17 protein-coding genes are annotated in these 19,418 nt (G+C 62.9%); 16 read left to right on the top strand and 1 reads right to left on the bottom strand.

The features are described 5' to 3' along the window. Position 1: 1 nt before the first annotated feature. The gene (locus tag U367_RS0111540; protein WP_028617077.1) at positions 2 to 2,191 is read right to left on the bottom strand and encodes a TonB-dependent receptor; all 2,190 of its coding nucleotides are present in this window, start codon (positions 2,189 to 2,191) and stop codon (positions 2 to 4) included. A 208-nt stretch (positions 2,192 to 2,399) separates the two neighbouring features. Here U367_RS0111540 and U367_RS0111535 point away from each other — a divergent pair, with 208 nt between their 5' ends. The 16 genes from U367_RS0111535 to U367_RS0111460 all read left to right on the top strand — a co-directional run bounded on the left by U367_RS0111535 (position 2,400) and on the right by U367_RS0111460 (position 19,413). Continuing rightward, positions 2,400 to 3,440 (top strand): LacI family DNA-binding transcriptional regulator, encoded by a 1,041-nt coding sequence (locus U367_RS0111535; RefSeq protein WP_028617076.1) that lies wholly within the window; start codon positions 2,400 to 2,402, stop codon positions 3,438 to 3,440. Positions 3,441 to 3,663: 223 nt separating this feature from the next. Further along, on the top strand, positions 3,664 to 5,355 hold the full coding sequence (gspE, locus tag U367_RS0111530; protein ID WP_028617075.1) for a type II secretion system ATPase GspE: 1,692 nt from the start codon (positions 3,664 to 3,666) through the stop codon (positions 5,353 to 5,355). Next, positions 5,352 to 6,548, top strand: a complete 1,197-nt coding sequence (gspF, locus tag U367_RS0111525) for a type II secretion system inner membrane protein GspF (RefSeq protein ID WP_028617074.1) — start codon at positions 5,352 to 5,354, stop codon at positions 6,546 to 6,548. The genes gspE and gspF overlap by 4 nt, the downstream gene beginning before the upstream one ends. 13 nt (positions 6,549 to 6,561) lie before the next feature. Next, the gene (locus tag U367_RS0111520; RefSeq protein WP_028617073.1) at positions 6,562 to 6,951 is read left to right on the top strand and encodes a type II secretion system protein GspG; all 390 of its coding nucleotides are present in this window, start codon (positions 6,562 to 6,564) and stop codon (positions 6,949 to 6,951) included. A gap of 7 nt (positions 6,952 to 6,958) precedes the next feature. Then, positions 6,959 to 7,384, top strand: coding sequence for a GspH/FimT family pseudopilin (locus tag U367_RS0111515; RefSeq protein ID WP_028617072.1), 426 nt, complete (start codon positions 6,959 to 6,961; stop codon positions 7,382 to 7,384). Then, positions 7,381 to 7,713 (top strand): type II secretion system protein, encoded by a 333-nt coding sequence (locus U367_RS0111510; protein ID WP_028617071.1) that lies wholly within the window; start codon positions 7,381 to 7,383, stop codon positions 7,711 to 7,713. The genes U367_RS0111515 and U367_RS0111510 overlap by 4 nt, the downstream gene beginning before the upstream one ends. Further along, a complete protein-coding gene (locus U367_RS0111505; protein WP_028617070.1) occupies positions 7,710 to 8,279 on the top strand; it encodes a prepilin-type N-terminal cleavage/methylation domain-containing protein in 570 nt (189 codons plus the stop codon). The genes U367_RS0111510 and U367_RS0111505 overlap by 4 nt, the downstream gene beginning before the upstream one ends. Further along, positions 8,276 to 8,977, top strand: coding sequence for a hypothetical protein (locus U367_RS0111500; RefSeq protein WP_028617069.1), 702 nt, complete (start codon positions 8,276 to 8,278; stop codon positions 8,975 to 8,977). The genes U367_RS0111505 and U367_RS0111500 overlap by 4 nt, the downstream gene beginning before the upstream one ends. Beyond that, complete coding sequence (locus U367_RS0111495; RefSeq protein ID WP_028617068.1) at positions 8,974 to 9,966, top strand: PilN domain-containing protein; 993 nt, start codon at positions 8,974 to 8,976, stop codon at positions 9,964 to 9,966. The genes U367_RS0111500 and U367_RS0111495 overlap by 4 nt, the downstream gene beginning before the upstream one ends. Continuing rightward, a complete protein-coding gene (gspM, locus tag U367_RS0111490; protein ID WP_028617067.1) occupies positions 9,941 to 10,543 on the top strand; it encodes a type II secretion system protein GspM in 603 nt (200 codons plus the stop codon). The genes U367_RS0111495 and gspM overlap by 26 nt, the downstream gene beginning before the upstream one ends. Next, positions 10,540 to 11,058, top strand: coding sequence for a general secretion pathway protein GspN (locus U367_RS0111485; protein WP_028617066.1), 519 nt, complete (start codon positions 10,540 to 10,542; stop codon positions 11,056 to 11,058). Before gspM ends, U367_RS0111485 begins: the two co-directional genes overlap by 4 nt. A gap of 5 nt (positions 11,059 to 11,063) precedes the next feature. Beyond that, positions 11,064 to 13,178, top strand: a complete 2,115-nt coding sequence (gspD, locus tag U367_RS0111480) for a type II secretion system secretin GspD (RefSeq protein WP_028617065.1) — start codon at positions 11,064 to 11,066, stop codon at positions 13,176 to 13,178. A gap of 1,151 nt (positions 13,179 to 14,329) precedes the next feature. After that, a complete protein-coding gene (locus U367_RS0111475; protein ID WP_028617064.1) occupies positions 14,330 to 16,723 on the top strand; it encodes a TonB-dependent receptor plug domain-containing protein in 2,394 nt (797 codons plus the stop codon). Between the two features lie 16 nt (positions 16,724 to 16,739). After that, complete coding sequence (locus tag U367_RS0111470; RefSeq protein ID WP_028617063.1) at positions 16,740 to 17,705, top strand: amino acid ABC transporter permease; 966 nt, start codon at positions 16,740 to 16,742, stop codon at positions 17,703 to 17,705. After that, entirely contained in the window at positions 17,698 to 18,471 is a 774-nt protein-coding gene (locus U367_RS0111465) for an amino acid ABC transporter ATP-binding protein (RefSeq protein ID WP_016978457.1), read from the top strand. The genes U367_RS0111470 and U367_RS0111465 overlap by 8 nt, the downstream gene beginning before the upstream one ends. Positions 18,472 to 18,489: 18 nt before the next feature. Next, positions 18,490 to 19,413 (top strand): ABC transporter substrate-binding protein, encoded by a 924-nt coding sequence (locus U367_RS0111460; protein WP_028617062.1) that lies wholly within the window; start codon positions 18,490 to 18,492, stop codon positions 19,411 to 19,413. The last annotated feature ends 5 nt before the right edge of the window (positions 19,414 to 19,418 follow it).

Below are 19,418 nucleotides of genomic sequence, written 5' to 3'. Positions count from 1 at the left end.
CTTAGAAATCCTTGCGCAGTTGCACGCCGAAGTAACGTTCGTCGTCACGGGGCACGGCGCGGTAGATGTAGTTGCCGCCGCTGGCCAGCAGCGGTGAGTAGGATTTGTCGGCGAGGTTCTTCGCCAGGAATGCGACGCGCCAGCCATTGCTGTAGTCGGCCAGGGCCACGCTGGCGTTCCAGATGCCGTAGGCACCTTGTTTGGTGTCAAGGTTCTGGCTGATGTCGTACTGCACTTCGCTCTGCCAGCTGTAGTCGGTGCCCAGTTCGATGTCCAGGCCATTATCCAGCGGGATGGTGTAGTCGGCGCGCACGTAGCTTTTCCAGTCCGGGCTGAAAGGCAGCGGCTTGCCATTCACGTTGCAGGTCGCGGCGGCACCGGCCGGGCAGGCGAATTCGTCGATGCGCGCGCGGGTGTAGGCCAGCGCCCCGGACAGCTTGAGTTGCTGAGTGGCCTGCAAGGCGTAATCCAGCTCGGCGCCTTCGGTGCTGACGCTGCCGGCGTTGATCAGGCGCGTCACCACTTGCCCGGCGACGGTGTCGAAAAAGTTGGCCTGGTAGTTGTCGTAATCGCTGTGGAACACCGCCAGGTTGGTGGTCAGGCGGTTGTTCCAGGCGGTGGCCTTGATCCCGGCTTCCCAGGTGTTGGAGGTTTCCGGCTTGAGCGCGTCAGTGTCACGCGGCTGCATATTGAAGAACACGTTGTAGGCCGGGCCTTTGTAGCCGCGCGAATAGGTCAGGTAGCTGGTGACGCTGTCGCTGATGTCGTACTGCACGCCCAGGCGACCGGACCAACCGTCTTCGTCCACGGAACCGGAACTGGACGTGGCCGGCTGAATCCCACTGACCGTGGTGGCCGAAGTGGAGGCACGGCGGTGATCGTATTTCAGGTCATCGTGGGTGTAGCGCAGGCCGGCGATGCCACGAAACCGCGAGGTGAAGTTCAGCGTGGTCTCGCCGAACACCGCGTAGCTGTCGTTGGTGGTGCTGTAGTCGGCGATGCCGCGGTCGGTACGCGTGGTGGTGGTGAGGGTGCGTTGATAGGTTTCTTCATCCTTGCCGTGCATGTAGAACAGGCCGCCGACATATTCCAGGAACTCACCTTTAGGTGAGGCCAGGCGCAGTTCCTGGGAGTATTGGTTGAACTCAAGCTGGCCTTTGTCGGCGGTACCGGGAAACGCGGCGGTCACCGTGCCAAGGCGGTCGCCGTCCTGGTATTGGGTGTTGTCCCAACCGCGCCAGGCGGTGATCGACGTCAGGGTGTAGTCGCCGAGGTTCCATTCCAACTGGGCGGACAGGCCCTTGTTGGTGTCTTCCACATGGCTGCGGGTATCGGTGTTGATGTCGCGGTTGTCGCTGGAGGCCCGCACCGGGCTCAGCGCGTTGGCGAACGCCGGGGACAGGGACTTGCTGACCACGCCGTTCGGCGCGTCGTCGTGGGACTGCATGTAGTCGGCGATCAGTGTCAGTGTCAGGTCGTCGTTGGGGGTGAATTCCAACTTGCCGCGAATGCCCTTGTGGTTGTAGCCGTTGACCTCCTGGCCATTGTGCTGGTTGTCGACATTACCGTCGTAGCTGCCGAACAGCGTACTGATTGAACCCTTGAGCACATCCGGCACCAGGCTGCCGCCGATGCCGAACCGGGTACGGCTTTCGTTGCCGCTGTAGTACGACTGGTCGATATAGCCATGAGTCTCGGCGGTGGGCGCCTTGCTGGTGATGTTCAGCACACCGGCCGAGGCGTTTTTGCCGAACAGCGTGCCTTGGGGGCCGCGCAGCACCTCGATGCGTTCCAGGTCGAGCAGGTCAAGGGTGGCCTGGCCGGGGCGGGCGTAGACCACGCCGTCGATCACCGTGGCCACCGTCGGCTCGACGCCGGGGGAGGTGGAAATGGTGCCCACGCCGCGCACGAACAGCGAGGTGTCCTTGTTGGAGGCGCCGGTGCGGAAGTTCAGCGACGGCACCTGCTGGGCGATGCTCGCCACGCCATTGCGGTTGTCGCGCTCCAGCTGTTCGCCATCAAGGACCGAGACGGCCACCGGGACTTTTTGCAGTGATTCTTCGCGGCGCGTGGCGGTGACGGTCACGGATTTGAGTGTCGGCTCCTGCGCGTCGGCCGCAAAGGCACCGGGGGCGGGCAGGGCGGTCAACCCGGCCAGTATCAGGAAAGTGCTGCGTTGGAAGGTGTGCATGCTGTGCCCGCTCGAAAAGATTGCCCTGAACCGCTGCGGTTCTTGCGACCGTCAGCGCCTGTGAAATGTCTTTGGCATTCGCTCGAGCGAGTAGCAGACAACGCGCTTTGTTAGCGCTAACATCGGCATTATTGGTAGGTCTGGTTTAGAACGTCAAATACTGAAAAATTAGTCCTATATTCTTTTTGGTTTTTAACAGGATTATCCCTTGAGCGAAGACAAACCGCGCAAACGCCGTGGCGCCGGGCGTGTCACCTTGAATACCGTGGCCCGCCAGGCCGGGGTGTCGGCGATTACCGTGTCGCGTTACTTCAACCAGCCGGAACAAGTGTCACCCGAACGCCGCGAGCGCATCGCCGAGGTGGTGGCCGAGCTGGGTTACGTGCCCAACCTGGTGGCCGGCGGGCTGGCGTCGGCGCGTGGGCGCATCGTGGCGATGGTGATCCCGAACATCTCGGGGCCGATCTTTGCCAATACCATCCAGGGCTTCAGCGACACCCTCAGCCGGCATGGCTATCAACTGTTGTTGGCGTCGAGTTACTTCAGCGCCGAGCAGGAAGAGAGTGCGGTGCGTGCGTTCCTTGGCTGGTCGCCGGCGGCGCTGGTGCTGACCAGCCGCTTCCACAGCGCGGCGACTGAAAAGATGATCGCCGACGCGGATATTCCGGTGGTAGAAACCTGGGACTACGTGCCCGAGCGCGCGCCCTTGCAGATCGGGTTTTCCCACTACGAAGTGGGCGTCACCGCTGCGCGTTATCTGCATGGGCAGGGTTATCGGCGCATTGCTTTCGTGCAGAACAGCGCAGCCGGGGACTTCAGCGCAATGGAACGGGGTGAGGGCTTCGCCGCGACCTTGATCGCGTTGGGTGTGCAGCCCTGGGTCTTCGCTCCCGACGCGGATCGCGCGCCTTTCGACGCCGGCAAACAGGCGATGGAAGCGCTGATGAGTCACGCGACGCCGCCGGATGCGATATTTTTCGCCAATGACAACCTGGCGGCCGGTGGTCTGCTGGCTGGGCAGCGGGCCGGGCTGAAGATCCCCGAGAAGTGCGCGGTGCTCGGTTTCGGCGATTACCCGTTCGCCGAAATGCTGTTGCCGAGCCTGAGTACGATCAAGCCGCCCGCATTGGAAATAGGTGTGTTGGCCGCTACGCGCGTCCTTGAAAGTTTGGGTGTGCTGCCTGTAGAAGATGAAGTAACGCGTTTGAATTTATTGGAATGCCGTTTGATTGCGCGTGAAAGCGCCTAAGTGGCTAATTGCAACTAGTGGGATGATGGCTATTAGCTGCTAAGGCTCTGGCGCAAGGGTCTTGGCGATTATGTTTATTTTATTCCCCTGTTTCAGGAACTAGGTCTATAACTTCCAGTCGATAACCCCGGCTTACTTTTTCCCTGGGTTATGGCTAACTAATGGCATGTTTCCGTAGTTTCAAATAGCCATACTTTCTCGTAACACTAGATACGTGAACATTATGTCGTCAGCGCCTATCGATGCCTGCCAGATGCAGATCCCGCACACCGAGCAGGTGTGTGCGTGGCTGATGCAGCATGCCGGGCTGAAAACCGTGGACCTGGAGCGCGCCCGACGCCTGTCCACGGACGATCTGTTGAGTCTGCTGACGCGTCTGGGCCTGGTCTCCGAAGTTGAATTGGCCCGTGCCTGGGCGGCGTTGCTCGACGCGCCGCTGTTGCTGGCCGACGCCGCGCCGCCGCTGCTCGATCCCTTGCCTGCACTGACCGAACGCTTCATGCGCCACTACCAAGTGGTGCCCATGGGCTGGCACCAGAACGGCCTGCGGGTGCTGGCCGCCAATCCGGCACAACGGTATCCGTTCCAGGCCCTGGCCTATGCGTGCCAGGTGCCGGTGTGGCTGGCGATCGGCCCGCGCAATGAAGTCGACACGTTGATCGAGCGATACTACGGCCAAGGCCGCTCGGCCATGGGCACCCTGATCGAGAACCTCGATGAGCAGGGCGGCGCCCAGGAGGATATCGAACACCTCAAGGACATGGCCTCCGAAGCGCCGGTGATCCGGCTGGTGAACTTGATTCTGCAACGCGCCGTGGAGCAGCGCGCCTCGGATATTCATATCGAACCCTTCGAGAACCAACTCAAGGTGCGCTATCGCATCGACGGCGTACTGCACGATGCCGAAGCGCCGCCGGTCAGTTCGTCGGCAGCGGTGATCTCGCGGGTGAAGATCATGGCGCGGCTGGACATCGCCGAACGTCGGCTACCCCAGGACGGGCGCATCATGCTGCGCATCCAGGGCAAGGAGCTCGACCTGCGGGTGTCCACGGTGCCGACCAGTTTCGGCGAGTCGGTGGTGCTGCGCCTGCTCGACCGGCAAACCGTGCAGTTCGACTTCCCGAGCCTGGGGTTCGACGGCCAGCGCCTGACCGCTTTCCTCGACCTGCTCGAGCGTCCCCACGGCATCCTGCTGGTCACCGGGCCCACCGGTTCCGGCAAGACCACCACGCTCTACACCGCCCTGTCGCGGCTCAACACCGCCGAGCGCAAGATCATCACCGTGGAAGACCCGGTGGAGTACCAGCTCGAAGGCATCAACCAGATCCAGGTCAAGCCCGCCATCGGCCTGGACTTCGCCGGGGCACTGCGTTCCATCGTGCGCCAGGACCCGGACGTGATCATGATCGGCGAGATCCGCGACCTGGAAACCTGCCGCATCGCCATTCAATCGTCGCTGACCGGGCACCTCGTCCTTTCCACCCTGCACACCAACAGCGCCGCGGCAAGTATCACGCGGCTGCTGGACATGGGCGTGGAAAGCTACCTGATCGCCTCGACCGTCAGCGGCATTCTCGCCCAGCGCCTGGTGCGGCGCTTGGACCCGGCCAGCCGCGTGGCCTTTGAAGCGCCGCCGGAACTGATCGCAGAACATGGCCTGGATCGCCTGACCGAGCAGCGTCCGATCCTGCTCTATCGCGGGGACTATCACGGTCGCAGTGCGCTCACTGAGCTGCTGGTGATGAACGATGAGCTGCGCAGCCTGCTGATGCGTCACGCCGATGCCGCTACGCTGGAACAGGCCGCACGCCGCGCCGGTTTGCGCACCCTGTATGAAGAAGGGCTGCGCCAGGCCTTGGCCGGTATTACCTCGTTGGAAGAAGTGCTGCGCGTTACCCGTGGGGACAGCGCGTGAGCCTGTTCAAGTTCCGCGCCTTGGACAACCAGGGCATGCCGCAGAACGGTACGCTGGAAGCCACGGATCAAGTTGCCGCCGTCGCCGCCTTGCACAAGCGCGGCCTGTTGCTGTTGCAGATTGAAGCCGCCGGCAGACCCCTGCTGCGCAACCCACGTGGGCAGTTGAAGGGCACGGCGTTGGTGAGTTTTACCCAGCAGTTGGCGACGCTGTTGGGGGCCGGCCAGCCTCTGGAACGCTCGTTGACCCTGTTGCTCAAGCAACCCGGCCCCGCTCAGGTGCGCGCGCTGATCGAGCGCATCCGCGATCACGTCAAGGCCGGCAAACCACTGTCCGCCGCGTTGGAACACGAGGGCGACAGCTTCTCACCGTTGTACCTGAGCATGGTGCGTGCCGGTGAGGCCGGTGGCGCGCTGGAAAGTACCCTGCGTCAGCTCAGCGATTACCTGGAACGCAGCGAGCGGCTGCGCGGCGAGGTGATCAATGCGCTGATCTATCCGGCCTTTCTGGTGGTGGGCGTGCTGGGTTCCCTGGCGTTGTTGCTGGCGTATGTGGTGCCGCAGTTTGTGCCGATCTTCCAGGACCTGGGCGTGCCGATTCCGTTGATTACCGAGGTGATTCTGGCCTTGGGTGAGTTCCTGGGCAGCTATGGCCTGGTGGTGTTGGCCGGGCTGATCGTCAGCGGTGGCTGCTGGGCCGTACGCCTGCGCAATCCGGCATTTCGAGAACAATACGATCGACGCCTGCTCGGCATTCGCGTGATCGGCCCGTTGTTGCAACGGGTCGAAGCGGCACGCCTGACGCGCACCCTCGGCACGCTGCTCAACAATGGCGTGGCGTTACTGCAAGCCTTGGTGATTGCGCGGCACGTCTGCACCAACCGCGCGTTGCGGGCTCAAGTGGGCCATGCGACGGAATCGGTAAAAGGCGGCGGTACTCTCGCCAGCGCGTTCGGCAGCCAGCCGCTGTTGCCCGAGCTGGCCCTGCAAATGATTGACGTCGGTGAACAGGCCGGCGAACTCGACAGCATGTTGCTCAAGGTCGCCGACATCTTCGACGTCGAAGCCAAGCGCGGCATCGACCGCCTGCTTGCCGCACTGGTGCCGTCCCTGACCGTGGTCATGGCGGTGCTGGTGGCGGTGATCATGTTGGCGATCATGCTGCCGCTGATGAGCCTGACCAGCAATATATGAAGGAGCTTGACCCATGAGAAAACCACGCCGCCAAAGCGGTTTCACCCTGCTGGAGATGCTCGCGGTGATCGTGTTGCTGGGTATTGTTGCCACCATCGTCGTGCGCCAGGTCGGCGGCAATGTCGACAAGGGCAAGTACGGCGCGGGCAAGGCGCAGCTGGCCAGCCTGAGCATGAAGATCGACAGCTACGCCCTCGACGTCGGCGCGCCGCCCACCAGCCTGCAACAGTTGGTGGACAGGCCCGGCGGCTATGCCAAGCCTTCTGACCTCAAGGACCCGTTCGGGCATGCCTTGGGCTATCGTTTTCCCGGCGAGCACGGGGCCTTCGACCTGATCTTTTACGGTCAGGATGGCCAGCCGGGCGGCGAAGGTTATAGCGCCGACCTGGGCAATTGGGAGTAACGCGGCCATGGGCCAGCGCGGCTTTACCCTGCTGGAGATGCTAGTGGTGATCCTGTTGATCAGCCTCGCCGCCAGCTTGCTGGGGCTGGGCGTGCGCCAGGGCCTGCAGGCGGCAAAAGAGCGCCGCGCGGTGGGGCAGGTGGTGGAAGCGCTGCGCACCACGCGGGCGGGGGCGATAGTCAGCGGGCAGGCGGCACGGACTTCATTCGATATGCAAGACCGTACGTTCCAGGCGCCGGGACGTGCGCTGCAACGGTGGCCGTCCGAGCTGCAAGTGACACTGCACACCGCCGAGCAGGTGGGCCCCTCCGTCGAGTTCTATCCCGACGGTAGCTCCACGGGCGGCAATCTTCTATTGGCGAATGGCACCCGGCGTTGGCGCATCGATATCGGCTGGCTCACCGGCAGCGTGCAATCCAAGGCGCTGCCATGAAGCACCAGGCCGGGTTCACGCTGCTGGAAATGCTCGCCGCGCTGACGCTGATGGCGGTGTGCAGCACGGTGCTGCTGGTTGCGTTCGGCCAGAGCGCGCGCTCGTTATCCCAGGTGGCCCACAGTGATCGGCTTACCCAGGCGGCGCTGACGATTTTCGATCAGGAGGCAGCGGGACGATTGATTAACGGCGTCAGCCAAGGCGAGCTCGACGGTATTCACTGGCAACTGATCAGCACGCGGCAACAGACGCATGTGTTTCGCCTCGACCTGACGCTTAGCGAAGGCCCGCACCAGGCTCGTTTCAGCACCTTGAAGGCGCGCCTGTGAAGCGCCGCGAGCAGGGCTTTACCTTGCTGGAAATCCTCGTAGTGCTCAGTTTGTTGGGCGTTTTGCTGGTGCTGGTTGGGGGCGCATTGCTGGGTGCCAATCGTGCCGTGTCCAAGGCCCAGGCGTATACCGTGAGCCTGGATGAAGTGCGCGCCGCTCAACAGTTTTTACGCACGGCGATCAGCGAGGCGTTGCCGCTGGCGGTGGGCGAGGGCGATGGTTTTTTTGTTGGCACGGCGCAGCGGCTGGAGTTTGTCTCGACCTTGCCCGGTGTGCTCGGTGGTGGGATCCACCGGTTCAGCCTGCAACGGGTCGAACAGGATTTGCAGGTCGGCTTTTCTCAGCGTGAACCGCAGGTGCTGCTGAGAAACATCGAAGGGTTGCAGTTCAGCTATCGCGGCGTGTCACCGCTGGGTCAACCCACCGGCTGGGTCAGTGAATGGCCATGGCCCAAACGCCTGCCTGCGGCCGTGCGCATCGCCGCCAGCGTCGACGGCCCGATGACCTGGGTCACCCAGGTGATTGCTTTGCGCTTGAACCTGTCCAGCGGGAGCGTGGAAGAGTGAGGCGCCAACGCGGTGCGGCCCTGCTGTTGGTGCTGTGGGTGCTTGCCTTGCTCAGCGTGTTGCTCGGCGGCCTGGCCGGCTGGGTGCAGTTGGAAAGCCGACAGGCCCTGTGGCTGCGCCAGCACACACAAACCGTGCTGGCCGCCGAAGCCGGTATCGCCCTGGTCATGGCTGACCGGCGCTGGGTGGCCGATGGCCGCGAGATTCCTTTGGTGTTTGATGACGCCCAGTTGCACGTCAGCCTGCGCAGCGAGCGCGGCAAGCTTTACCTGATCAACGCCGAGGCACAGGATTTCACGCGCCTGGCCCTGGCCTGCGGCGCCACCCCAGCCCAGGCGACGCAACTGTCCAAGGCCCTCGACGCGCGCCGCCGACAAGGCCTGGCGCCGTTCCGGGTGCTGGAAGAAGTGCGCCAACTGCCCGGCATGACCCAACCCCTCTACAGCCAATTGCTGCCCGAGATCACCCTGTGGAGCGACCTGGACCGCCCCGATCCCGCCTTCGCCAGCCCGCTGATGCGCAAGGCGCTGAACCTGCCGCGCCAGAACGCCGAAGGTGCCGATCCGGGCGAAGTGCTGGTCGTCGACAGCCGCGCCGAGCGCCCTGGCGGTTATCAGGCGCGGCTGCAAGTCACTGTTTTATTGAGCCCATCGGAGGACAGCGCACACCCCTACCGGGTGCTGCGTTGGCAAGAATGAATCGACTGGAACCCATTGCCCGACACTGGCGCGGCAGCCTGTTGCAACAGGGTTGGCGCTTGTGGCTCGCGGAGTTGCGCGCTTGTGTGCCGAGTTGGTTGGCACGGCCAGAACCGCCGGAGCAGATCCACCACTGGCCGTTAGCGGCGCCAGCCACGTCGGACAGCGCGCGCCAGGTGCTGATGCTTGGCGCGGATGCCGTGCTGCTGCAGCGCGTGCAACTGCCTTTGGCCGCCGGACGCAACCTCAACGCGGTGGTCGGTTATGAGCTGGACCGCTACACCCCGTTCGAGGCTGACCAACTCTACTTCGTCGCGCGTCAGGAACGGCGTACGTCCACCCACCTTGAGGTCACGCTGGTGGCGATCCTGCGCGAACGCCTGGACCAGATTCTCAGCGACTGCACCGCCCTAGGCCTGCATCCCCATCGCGTGGATGCGGCCAACCTCGGCATCGACCTGCTGCCCCCGCCGCTGCGCCCGCGCCAACGCCCGCCGGGCATGGGTTTGCAACGCAGCCTGCCGTGGTTGTGCGGGGCCTTGCTGATCGCAGCGATGCTGCTGTGGCTCAACGACCGCCAACGCGTCATCGATGCCATGCACGCCAGTGTGCAGCAACAGAAAACCGAGGTCGCCGAGGTGCATGCCCTGCGCCAGCAACTGCTCAATACCCGGGGCGCGGCGCAGTACCTTACCCGACGCAAACTGGCGCAACCGCCCATCGCCGCGCTGCTCAACGACCTGACCACCTGCCTGCCCGCCGACACTTGGCTGGATCAATTGGACGTGAAGGACGGCGAGATTTCCTTCTCCGGTCAAAGCGCCAAGGCCAGCGCACTGATTACCCGCATCAAAGGCTGCCGCAGTCTGGAAAACGCCCAGTTCGAAGGGGTGATCCAACCCGATGCCCGCACCGGCAAGGACCAGTTTGCCTTGCGTGCCCACCTACGCCAGGAGGCCACCGATGCGCCGATCCCTCACACCCCGTGAACGCCGTGGCGCTGCCTTGCTGGTGTTGGCGTTGGTACTCGGCACGGCCTACTGGCTGCTGATCGACAGCTGGTTCGCCGGCCCCCTGCGCGACATGGGCGAACAGGCCGAACAGTTGCGCGAGCAACAGCAGCGCTATGCCGGCGTGTTGCGTCAACGTGATGCGCTGCGCCAACAGCTTGAGCAAGCCCGCCAGGACCCGGCCAGCAGCACCAGCCTGTTGCCGGGGGATGACCCAGACGTGGTGGCCGCCGACCTGATGCAGCGCCTTGCCGACCTGATCAACAGCCACGCCAACCTCGGCGGCGGTTGCAGTCTGACCCAGCGCAAGCCCATCACGCCGGAGCAGGACGACGGCGAGCCGTATCGCCAGGTCAAGGTCAGCCTGACCCTCGATTGCGCCATCGAACCGCTGGAAGCGCTGCTGCATGAGCTGGAGTACCAGCCGCCGTTCCTGTTTGTGGATGAACTGCGCATCCGCCGTAGCCAACAGGCGCCGGCCAGTGGCGGTGCGGGCAAGCTGGTGGTGCACCTGCTGGTGCGCGGTTACCTGCAACCGGCGCGGGTGACGCCATGATCAGCAGATTACGCCCCGTGGAGTGGGGCCTGCTCGGCTTGTCGGGTTTGCTGGGCCTGTTGATGGCGGTGATCCTGAGCAGCATCGGTGATGAACCGCAATGGCTGCCTGAAGCGCCCGCGCACGCCCATCCCACCGCCCAGGTACAGGTCGCGCCGAGCGTCCCGCTGGAAAACCTGGCCGCCACTTGGCAAGCACCGCTGTTCAGCCCCGACCGCAGTCCGGATCGCGTCGTGGGCAAAGCCCAGGTCACCAGCCTGGCCAACCTGACCCTCAGCGGCATCATGATCACCGGCAACCTGCAAATGGCCATGCTTAAGCAAACCGACGGCCGCGCCCTGACCGTCCGCCTCGGTCAGGCCCTGCCCAACGGCTGGCGCCTGGACCACCTCAGCCCGCAATACGCCCGATTCAGCCTGGATGGCCGCACGCAAACCTTGAGCCTCTACGCCAAGCGCCTGCCGCCGCCGTCCAACCGGCCCCCCATCACTTTGCCCCGCGAGCCCCTCCCTTGATCGACATGCGCACCTCAACGTTTTGCCTGGCGACCGCTTTTGTCCTGAGCGGTTGTGGATCCTTTCCCGACCGTCTGGATGCGGACGACGATCTGCTGCACGAAGCGATGCAAGGCACCGGCTCGCAACGCTTGCCGACCGAGCAAGCCGCGCCGGAAAGTCCACCGCCTGCGGTTAAAACACCAACGCAGCGCCAACTGATCCGTGGCAACCAGCAGTTCGTGCGCGGGCCGGCAGCACAGCCGGTGGCGAAAGAGGAGGGCGGCGATATCGTCTTCAACTTCGCCGACCAGCCCATCGAAGCCGTGATCAACAGCGTGATGGGCGACCTGCTGCATGAAAACTACAGCATCGCCCAAGGCGTGAAGGGCAATGTGAGCTTTTCCACTTCCAAGCCGGTGGACAAACAACAGGCGCTGTCGATCCTCGAAACCCTGCTGTCCTGGACCGACAACGCCATGATCAAACAGGGTGATCGCTACGTGATCCTGCCCGCCAGCCAGGCGGTGGCGGGCAAGCTGGTGCCGCAGATGAGCGTGGCGCAACCGTCCAGCGGCCTGTCGGCGCGGTTGTTCCCACTGCGCTATATCTCCGCCACCGAGATGCAGAAATTGCTCAAGCCGTTCGCGCGTGAGAATGCATTTTTACTGGTCGACCCAGCCCGCAACGTGTTGAGCCTGGCCGGCACTCCGGATGAGCTGGCCAATTACCAGGACACCATCGACACGTTTGACGTGGACTGGCTCAAGGGCATGTCGGTGGGCGTGTTCGGCCTGCAACGGGCTTCCGTGGCCGAATTGATGCCCCAGTTGCAAAGCCTGTTCGGCCCTGACAGCGGCATGCCCCTGGCCGGTATGCTGCGCTTCCTGCCGATTGAACGGACCAACTCGGTGGTGGCGATTTCTTCCCAGCCGCAGTACCTCAGTGAAGTGGGCGACTGGATCCGCACCATCGACGAGGGCGGCGGCAACGAGCCGCAGATGTACGTCTACGACGTGCGCAACATGAAGGCCGCCGACCTGGCCAAGTACCTTCGGCAGATCTACGGCACCGGCGCGATCAAGGACGACACACCGGCGAAGGTCGCGCCTGGCCTGCGCACCACGACCCTGTCGTCACTCAATACCGGCGGCTTGCAGAACAATCCGCCTGCTGGCGAAGCGCCGGAACCGGACGAGAAGGACGTCGCGCCCACCAGCGCGCTCGAAGCCGGCACCCGCATTACCGCGCAAAAGAGCAGCAACCAACTGCTGGTGCGCACCCGGCCCGCGCAATGGAAAGAGATCGAAGCGGCGATCAAGCGGCTCGATAACCCGCCGCTGCAAGTACAGATCGAGACGCGCATCCTAGAGGTCAAGCTCACCGGTGAACTGGACTTGGGCGTGCAGTGGTACCTGGGGCGGCTGGCGGGTAATTCCTCCAGCACCACCGTCGCCAATGCTTCCGGCAGCCAGGGCGCACTCGGCGGTGGTGGGGCGGGGTTGGGGGCGACGGATTCGTTGTTCTACTCGTTTGTCAGTTCGAATCTGCAGGTGGCGTTGCATGCGCTGGAAACCAATGGCCGCACCCAGGTGCTGTCGGCGCCGTCGCTGGTGGTGATGAACAACCAGCCGGCGCAGATTCAGGTGGGGGACAACATTCCGATCAACCAGACGACGGTGAATACGGGGGATGCGGATACCACGTTGAGCAGTGTCGAGTATGTGCAGACGGGGGTGATTCTGGATGTGGTGCCGCGGATCAATCCGGGTGGGTTGGTGTACATGGATATTCAGCAGCAGGTCAGTGATGCCGAGAGTCAGAGTGCGAACAGCGACACGCCGGTGAATCCGCGTATTTCGACGCGTTCGGTGTCGACGCAGGTGGCGGTGCAGAGTGGGCAGACGGTGTTGCTGGGGGGGTTGATCAAGCAGGACAACGGGGAGAGTGTGAGTGCGGTGCCGTATCTGGGTAGGGTGCCGGGGTTGCGGTGGTTGTTTGGGAGTACTAGCAAGTCGAAGGATCGGACGGAGTTGATTGTGTTGATTACGCCTAAGGTGATTACCAGTAGTGGGCAGGCGCGGCAGGTGACGGATGATTATCGGCAGCAGATGCAGTTGTTGCGGCCTGGGGGGAGGTAGGTCGTTTGGTGTACATATCCGTTATTTAGGTAACGGCCGCCTATGGTTCCGCTCTTACAGCGGGTCACTTTTGGAAGGACCCAAAAGTAACCAAAAGGTCCTCGCCCCAACACTCGGCACCTCGCCTAGGCTCGGTGTGCCCTCACTCCGGCTTGAATCCGTGGGCCGCCGCGATGGGCCATCCTTGGCCCAGCGCGGCTAACCCGGCGTCCTGCCGGGTTACCCACGGATTCAAGCCTGCGTTCGGCCAGCGTGTTTGACGGGGCGCCTCAGATCAAAATCAAGATCAAGAGCGACTCGCTTCGCATCGTGGATACGCTTTTCGTTTTCTGTAGGAGCCGGCTTGCCGGCGAAAAACGTGAGACCGCCGCGTTTTGTCTGGTTCCCCCACGTCATCGTTGAAGACCATCGCCGGCAAGAACTAGGCGTCCCCCCGGCTCCTACAGGACCGCGTTTGCTTTTGCTCTACACCACTCAAGCCGGCTGTCAGGCCGCTGTGCTCTTGCTTTTGATGTTGATCTTAGGCGCCCCGTCAAACACGCTGGCCGGAATTCGACAGGGATTTGGGGGGTAAACCGGCAGGGATGCCGGTTTAGCCGCCCCGCGCCATGGATGGCGCGTGGCGGCGGCCCCCCAAATCACTGTCGGATTACGGGCACACCGAGCCTAGGCGAGGTGCCGAGTGTTGGGGCAAGAGCCCTTTTGGTTACTTTTGGCTGGGCCGGCATTCCGGGCTCTTTTCCAAAAGTGACCCGCTGTAAGAGCGGAACCATAAGCAGCCGTTACCGCAACAACGGATATGTACTCATGCCCAGTTTCAAAAAAACATTACCAATACGAATAAAATATCTAATAAATAATGAAATCTAAGAATATTAGATTATGCCCAAATAGCATTATATTTTTAAAATCCATTCCGTTATGTTTGAACTCAACAGCCTACCCCTGACCTCGGATGGTACCAATCTAGATTCGGATTCTGCGCTGCCACCCCGCAGCAGAATCGTTGGAAGGGAGTTCAACGTATGTTGCCAATTCAAACCTCGCCCCACACCTAGCCCCAAATCGCCCTGACACCCCAGAAAAAACCCGAGCACCGCGCCCACCCGCGTGACTGCCCGACTTCGCGATTTGGAAACGCAGGAATGCATATGAAGCGAGCCCTACAACCCACCGCCGCACTGGCCCTGGCCATCCTGGCCAACACCGCCCAAGCCCAGGACGACAGCACCCTGTCCACCGTAGTGGTCACCGGTAACCGCGGCGCCGAGCAACGCACCGTCACCAGCAGTCCGGTGCCGATCGATGTAGTCAGCGCCAAGCAATTACAGAACACCGGCAAGCCCGGCCTCATGGAAGCCCTGAGCGCCGTGATCCCGTCCCTGACCCTGCCGGAAAAAACCGGTTGGGACGCCAGCGGCATCGCCCGCGCCCCCAACCTGCGTGGCCTGAGCGCCGCCGAAGTGCTGGTGCTGGTCAACGGCAAGCGCCGTCATACCGCTGCCACCCTCAACATCAACGGCATCAACACCGGCGCAGCCCCGGCCGACCTTGACCTGATCCCTATCAGTGCCATCGATCACGTGGAAGTCCTGCGCGACGGCGCCGCCGCCCAATACGGTTCCGACGCCATTGCCGGGGTGATCAACGTGATCCTCAAGGCCGACACCAGCGGCACCTCGGTGACCAACGTCGGCCAGGGTTATGACGGCAAGAAACAGACCGTGCAGCAAAGCCTCAACAAGGGTTTCGAGATCGGCAACGGCGGCATTGTCCAACTGGCCCTGGACGCCCGCAGCCAGAATGACGACAACAAGGCCAGCGCCAACGGCTACAGCTACGCGCAAGCCTACGAGCAAGCCGGGCGGTCGACTTATGGTGGCTACGGCACACCCAAGACCAACCTGCTGACCCTGGGCTACAACGCCGAACTGCCGATCGATGACAGCTTCAGCCTGTACTCCTTTACCACCTATTCTCGCCGCAAGGCCGAGCAGGGCCAGAACTTTCGCCTGCCGACCATCACCAACACCATCACCACCGGGCCGAACGGTTATCCCGCTGGCTACACGCCGACCTGGTTCATTGATGAAGACGATTTCCAGGCGGCATTCGGCGGTAAAGGCACCATTGGCGAGTGGGACTGGGACCTGTCCACCACCTACGGGCGTAACGACGCGGAGCAGGGCACCACCCATAACCAGAACCCGTCGTTGGGCGAGGCCACGCCGAATCACTTCACCTCCGGCACCTGGATTTCCACCGAGCTGACCACCAACCTCGACTTCAAGCGCGGCTTCGATATCGGCCTGCAAAAACCCTTGGACCTGAGCGTCGGCTTCGAACATCGGCGCGACACCTATGAGGTGCAGGCCGGCGATTATGAGTCCTATGCCAATGGCGGCTACTGCGTGGCGCCGGGCAACTGTGCGTCGTCGGGCGCGCAGGTCACCAACGGCATTTCGCCGGATGAAGAAAGCAGCGCGTCGCGCAACAGCTTGGCCAGTTATGTCGATGTGGGCTTCAACCCGGTGCCCGACTGGTACGTCGGCACGGCGTTCCGCTACGAACACTACAACCAGGGCGTCGGCGCCACCCGCAGCGGCAAGCTGACCACCCGCTATGATTTCACCCCGCAGTTCGCCGTGCGCGCCACTGTCAGCAACGGCTTCCGCGCGCCGTCCCTCGCCAACAGCCTGTTCAGTGCGCGCTCCACCACGTATGGCGTGGTTGACGGCGTGTACCAGTCGATCAACTACGGCGTGTTGCCGGTGGGCTCAGCTGCCGCCCAGGCCCTCGGCGCCCAGGAGTTGAAGCCGGAGCGCTCAACCAACTTCAGCCTCGGTTTCACCCTCACGCCCACTGATCGCCTGAGCTTCACCGCCGATGCCTATGTGATCAACCTGCGCGATCGCATCACGCTCACCGGCACCTTGCTCGGCCCCGAGATCACCCAGGTATTGCAGAACAACGGCATCAACTCCACCTCCGGCGGCCAGTACTTCATCAACGGCGCCGACACCCGCACCAAAGGCCTGGACCTGGTCAGCAACTACAGCCAGGACCTCGGCCAGTACGGCGCGGTGAAGTGGACCGCCGCGTTCAACTGGAACCAGACGCGGATCCTCAACTACAAGGAGTCCACCAATATCCTGGGCACGTCCTACGAGTTGATGAACCGCGAGGCGCGCAACCTGATCACCGGCGTGCAGCCCAGCACCAAGCTGATCCTCGGCGGCGACTGGAGCATCGATCGCTTCAACCTCAACCTGGCCCTGACTCGCTACGGTTCCTACAAAGAAGTGAACGCGTCGGCCAATCGCGACCTGGACCGTATCTACAGTGCCAAGTGGATCACCGATCTCGACCTTGGCTACAACCTCACCAAAGACCTGAATATCGCTGTTGGCGCCAAGAACCTGTTCGATATCTACCCCAAGAAACAAGGGGTGCCGAGCAGCACCATGGTCAGCAGTTACGGCGTCTATTCGCCCTACGGTTTTACCGGCGGGTACTACTACACCCGCTTGACCTATGCCTTCTGAGGCCGAGGAACACACCATGCCCATCGTCGCCAAATCCTATGACCTGATTGACTCGCCCAGCCCGGTGCGCCAGGCCCGTGTCTCCACGCCGATCAAGGCCCTGCAAGTGGTGCCCGCACGGCATCCCTGGCGCTGGGCCGGGTCGATCTTCGCGGCGCTGGTGCTGCTGGCCATCGTGCATTCCCTGGCCACCAACCCGCGCTGGGAGTGGGGTGTGTTCGGCCAGTGGTTTTTCTCGCCGTCGGTGCTGCGTGGGCTGGGGCAGACGCTGTTGCTGACGCTGTTGAGCACGGTGTTCAGCATCATTCTCGGCACGGCGCTGGCGTTGGCGCGACTGTCGGGCTCGCCGCTGCTGGCGGCGTTGGCCTGGGGCTATATCTGGTTCTTCCGCTCGATGCCGGCGTTGCTGGTGCTGATCATCCTGTACAACTTTGCCTACCTGTACGACCACATCGTGCTCGGCGTGCCGTTCACCTCGGTGGTGTTCGCCGAGTGGTCCACCGTGGACGTGCTCAGCCAGTTCACCGTGGCCGTATTGGGCTTGAGCCTGATGCAGGCGGCATACGCGGCGGAGATCATTCGCGGCGGGCTGATCGGTGTGGACGCCGGCCAGCATGAAGCCGCTGCGGCCCTGGGTCTACCGGCCTCGCGCCGTATCTTCCGGATTATTCTGCCCCAGGCGCTGCGTTCGATCCTGCCGTCGGGTTTCAATGAAATCATCGGCCTGGTCAAGGGTACCTCGATTGTCTATGTGCTGGCCTTGCCCGAGCTGTTCTACACCGTGCAGGTCATCTACAACCGCACCCAGGCGGTGATCCCGCTGCTGATCGTGGCGACGGTCTGGTACTTGATCATCACCACAGTGCTGACCAGCGCGCAGTACTACGTCGAGCGCCATTTCGCCCGTGGCACCGCACGGGTGCTGCCGCCCACGCCGTTGCAACGCCTACGCGGTTGGTTGAAGGAGAAAACCCATGGCTGAAGCACGCGCCGGGCGCATTCAGATCCAGGGCGTGGGCAAGCGCTTTGGCAACCAACAGGTGTTGCAAGACATCGACCTGACCATCGATCCGGGCAAGGTCACGGTGATCCTCGGGCCATCCGGCTCGGGCAAGTCCACCTTGCTGCGCACCATCAACCACCTGGAAAAGATCGACAGCGGGCATATCACCATCGACGGTGAATACGTCGGCTATCGCCGCAAGGGTGACCTGCTCTACGAGCTCAAAGAGCGCGAAATTCTAAAGCGCCGCATCGACGTGGGCTTCGTGTTCCAGAACTTCAACCTGTTCCCGCACCTCACCGCCTGGGAGAACGTCGCTGAGGCGCCCCTGGCCCACAAGCGCTGGAACAAGGCCGAGGCCCCAACCAAGGCGGCCGAGCTGCTGGCCAAGGTGGGTCTGGCGGATAAGGTCGATGCCTACCCGCGCCAGCTCTCCGGCGGCCAGCAACAGCGTGTCGCCATCGCCCGCGCTTTGGCGCTGGACCCCAAAGTGCTGCTGTTCGATGAACCCACCTCGGCGCTCGACCCGGAGCTGGTGGGCGAAGTGCTCGATGTGATCAAGGGCCTGACCCAACTGGGCGTGACCCTGGTGATCGTCACCCACGAAATCGGCTTTGCCCGTGAAGTGGCCGATCACGTGGTGTTCCTCTGCGACGGCCAGTTGATCGAAGAAGGGCCGCCCGAGCAGATTTTCCGCCAACCCCGACATCCCCGCACCGTGGCTTTTCTCGGCAAGGTGCTTTAGTTCAAGGAGTGACTGCCCATGATTATCTCTACCGCCCGTATCGCCCTGTTGACGCTGGCCGTCAGCACCGCACAAAGCGCGTTCGCCGTGCAACAGGTCGACCTCAGCCCCGACCGTGCGCGCATTCATGTACCGCGTAACGAAGCGGCCATCGCGCAGATCCCGCCGGGCTTCAAGTTCGCCCAGCCGGGCAAGTTCACCGTGGCCGTGTCCGGTGTGGCCGGGCCGCCTCTGGCGCTGCTGGCCAGCGATGACAAAACCACCATCGGCAGCGAGGCCGACACTGCGCAACTGGTCGCCGACAGCCTGGGCCTACAACTCAACGTGGTGCAGACCAGCTGGGAAGACTGGCCCCTGGGCGTCAGCTCGGGCAAGTACGACGCGGTGATCAGTAACGTCACGGTGACCGAGGCGCGCAAGAAGCGTTTCGACTTCGCGACTTATCGCCAGGACGTGCTCGGGTTCTATGTGAAGAGCACCAGCAAGATCAGCGCGATCAAGCAGGCCGAAGACATTGCCGGGCTGAAGATCATCGTTGGCTCCGGCACCAACCAGGAAAAGGTCCTGTTGGCCTGGAACGACGCTAATGAAAAAGCCGGCCTCAAACCGGCGCTGTTGCAGTACTTCGACGACCAGGCCGCCGCGCAACTGGCGGTGCAATCCGGGCGCAGCGATGCGCTGTTCGGGCCTAACTCGGTGTACGCCTATTCGGCGGCAATCACCGGAGGTATCAAGCTTGTCGGCACGGTCAATGGTGGCTGGCCTTTAAAAGCCGACATCGCGGTGACCACGCGCAAGGACAACGGCCTGGTCAAGCCGATCCACACCGCCCTGGAAGGCGCGATTGCCGGCGGCCAATACGAACAGGTGCTGCAACGCTGGGGCCTGGATATCGAGCGCGTCGACCAGTCGTTGATCAACCCACCGGGCCTGCCGGATTAAGGAGC

It is taken from the genome of Pseudomonas canadensis (genome assembly GCF_000503215.1).
GTDB classification, from domain to species: domain Bacteria; phylum Pseudomonadota; class Gammaproteobacteria; order Pseudomonadales; family Pseudomonadaceae; genus Aquipseudomonas; species Aquipseudomonas canadensis.
Note: the sequence above shows the minus strand (reverse complement) of the source record. Positions and strands in the feature narration are given on the sequence as shown.

Excerpts from the sequence above, each read along its gene's own strand:
- U367_RS0111540 (WP_028617077.1), bottom strand. The coding sequence starts at position 2,191 with ATGCACACCTTCCAACGCAGCACTTTCCTGATACTGGCCGGGTTGACC.
- U367_RS0111495 (WP_028617068.1), top strand. The coding sequence starts at position 8,974 with ATGAATCGACTGGAACCCATTGCCCGACACTGGCGCGGCAGCCTGTTG.
- gspD (WP_028617065.1), top strand. The coding sequence starts at position 11,064 with ATGCGCACCTCAACGTTTTGCCTGGCGACCGCTTTTGTCCTGAGCGGT.
- U367_RS0111460 (WP_028617062.1), top strand. The coding sequence starts at position 18,490 with ATGATTATCTCTACCGCCCGTATCGCCCTGTTGACGCTGGCCGTCAGC.
- gspM (WP_028617067.1), top strand. The coding sequence starts at position 9,941 with ATGCGCCGATCCCTCACACCCCGTGAACGCCGTGGCGCTGCCTTGCTG.
- U367_RS0111510 (WP_028617071.1), top strand. The coding sequence starts at position 7,381 with ATGAAGCACCAGGCCGGGTTCACGCTGCTGGAAATGCTCGCCGCGCTG.
- U367_RS0111485 (WP_028617066.1), top strand. The coding sequence starts at position 10,540 with ATGATCAGCAGATTACGCCCCGTGGAGTGGGGCCTGCTCGGCTTGTCG.
- gspE (WP_028617075.1), top strand. The coding sequence starts at position 3,664 with ATGTCGTCAGCGCCTATCGATGCCTGCCAGATGCAGATCCCGCACACC.
- U367_RS0111470 (WP_028617063.1), top strand. The coding sequence starts at position 16,740 with ATGCCCATCGTCGCCAAATCCTATGACCTGATTGACTCGCCCAGCCCG.
- U367_RS0111520 (WP_028617073.1), top strand. The coding sequence starts at position 6,562 with ATGAGAAAACCACGCCGCCAAAGCGGTTTCACCCTGCTGGAGATGCTC.
- U367_RS0111515 (WP_028617072.1), top strand. The coding sequence starts at position 6,959 with ATGGGCCAGCGCGGCTTTACCCTGCTGGAGATGCTAGTGGTGATCCTG.
- U367_RS0111475 (WP_028617064.1), top strand. The coding sequence starts at position 14,330 with ATGAAGCGAGCCCTACAACCCACCGCCGCACTGGCCCTGGCCATCCTG.
- U367_RS0111465 (WP_016978457.1), top strand. The coding sequence starts at position 17,698 with ATGGCTGAAGCACGCGCCGGGCGCATTCAGATCCAGGGCGTGGGCAAG.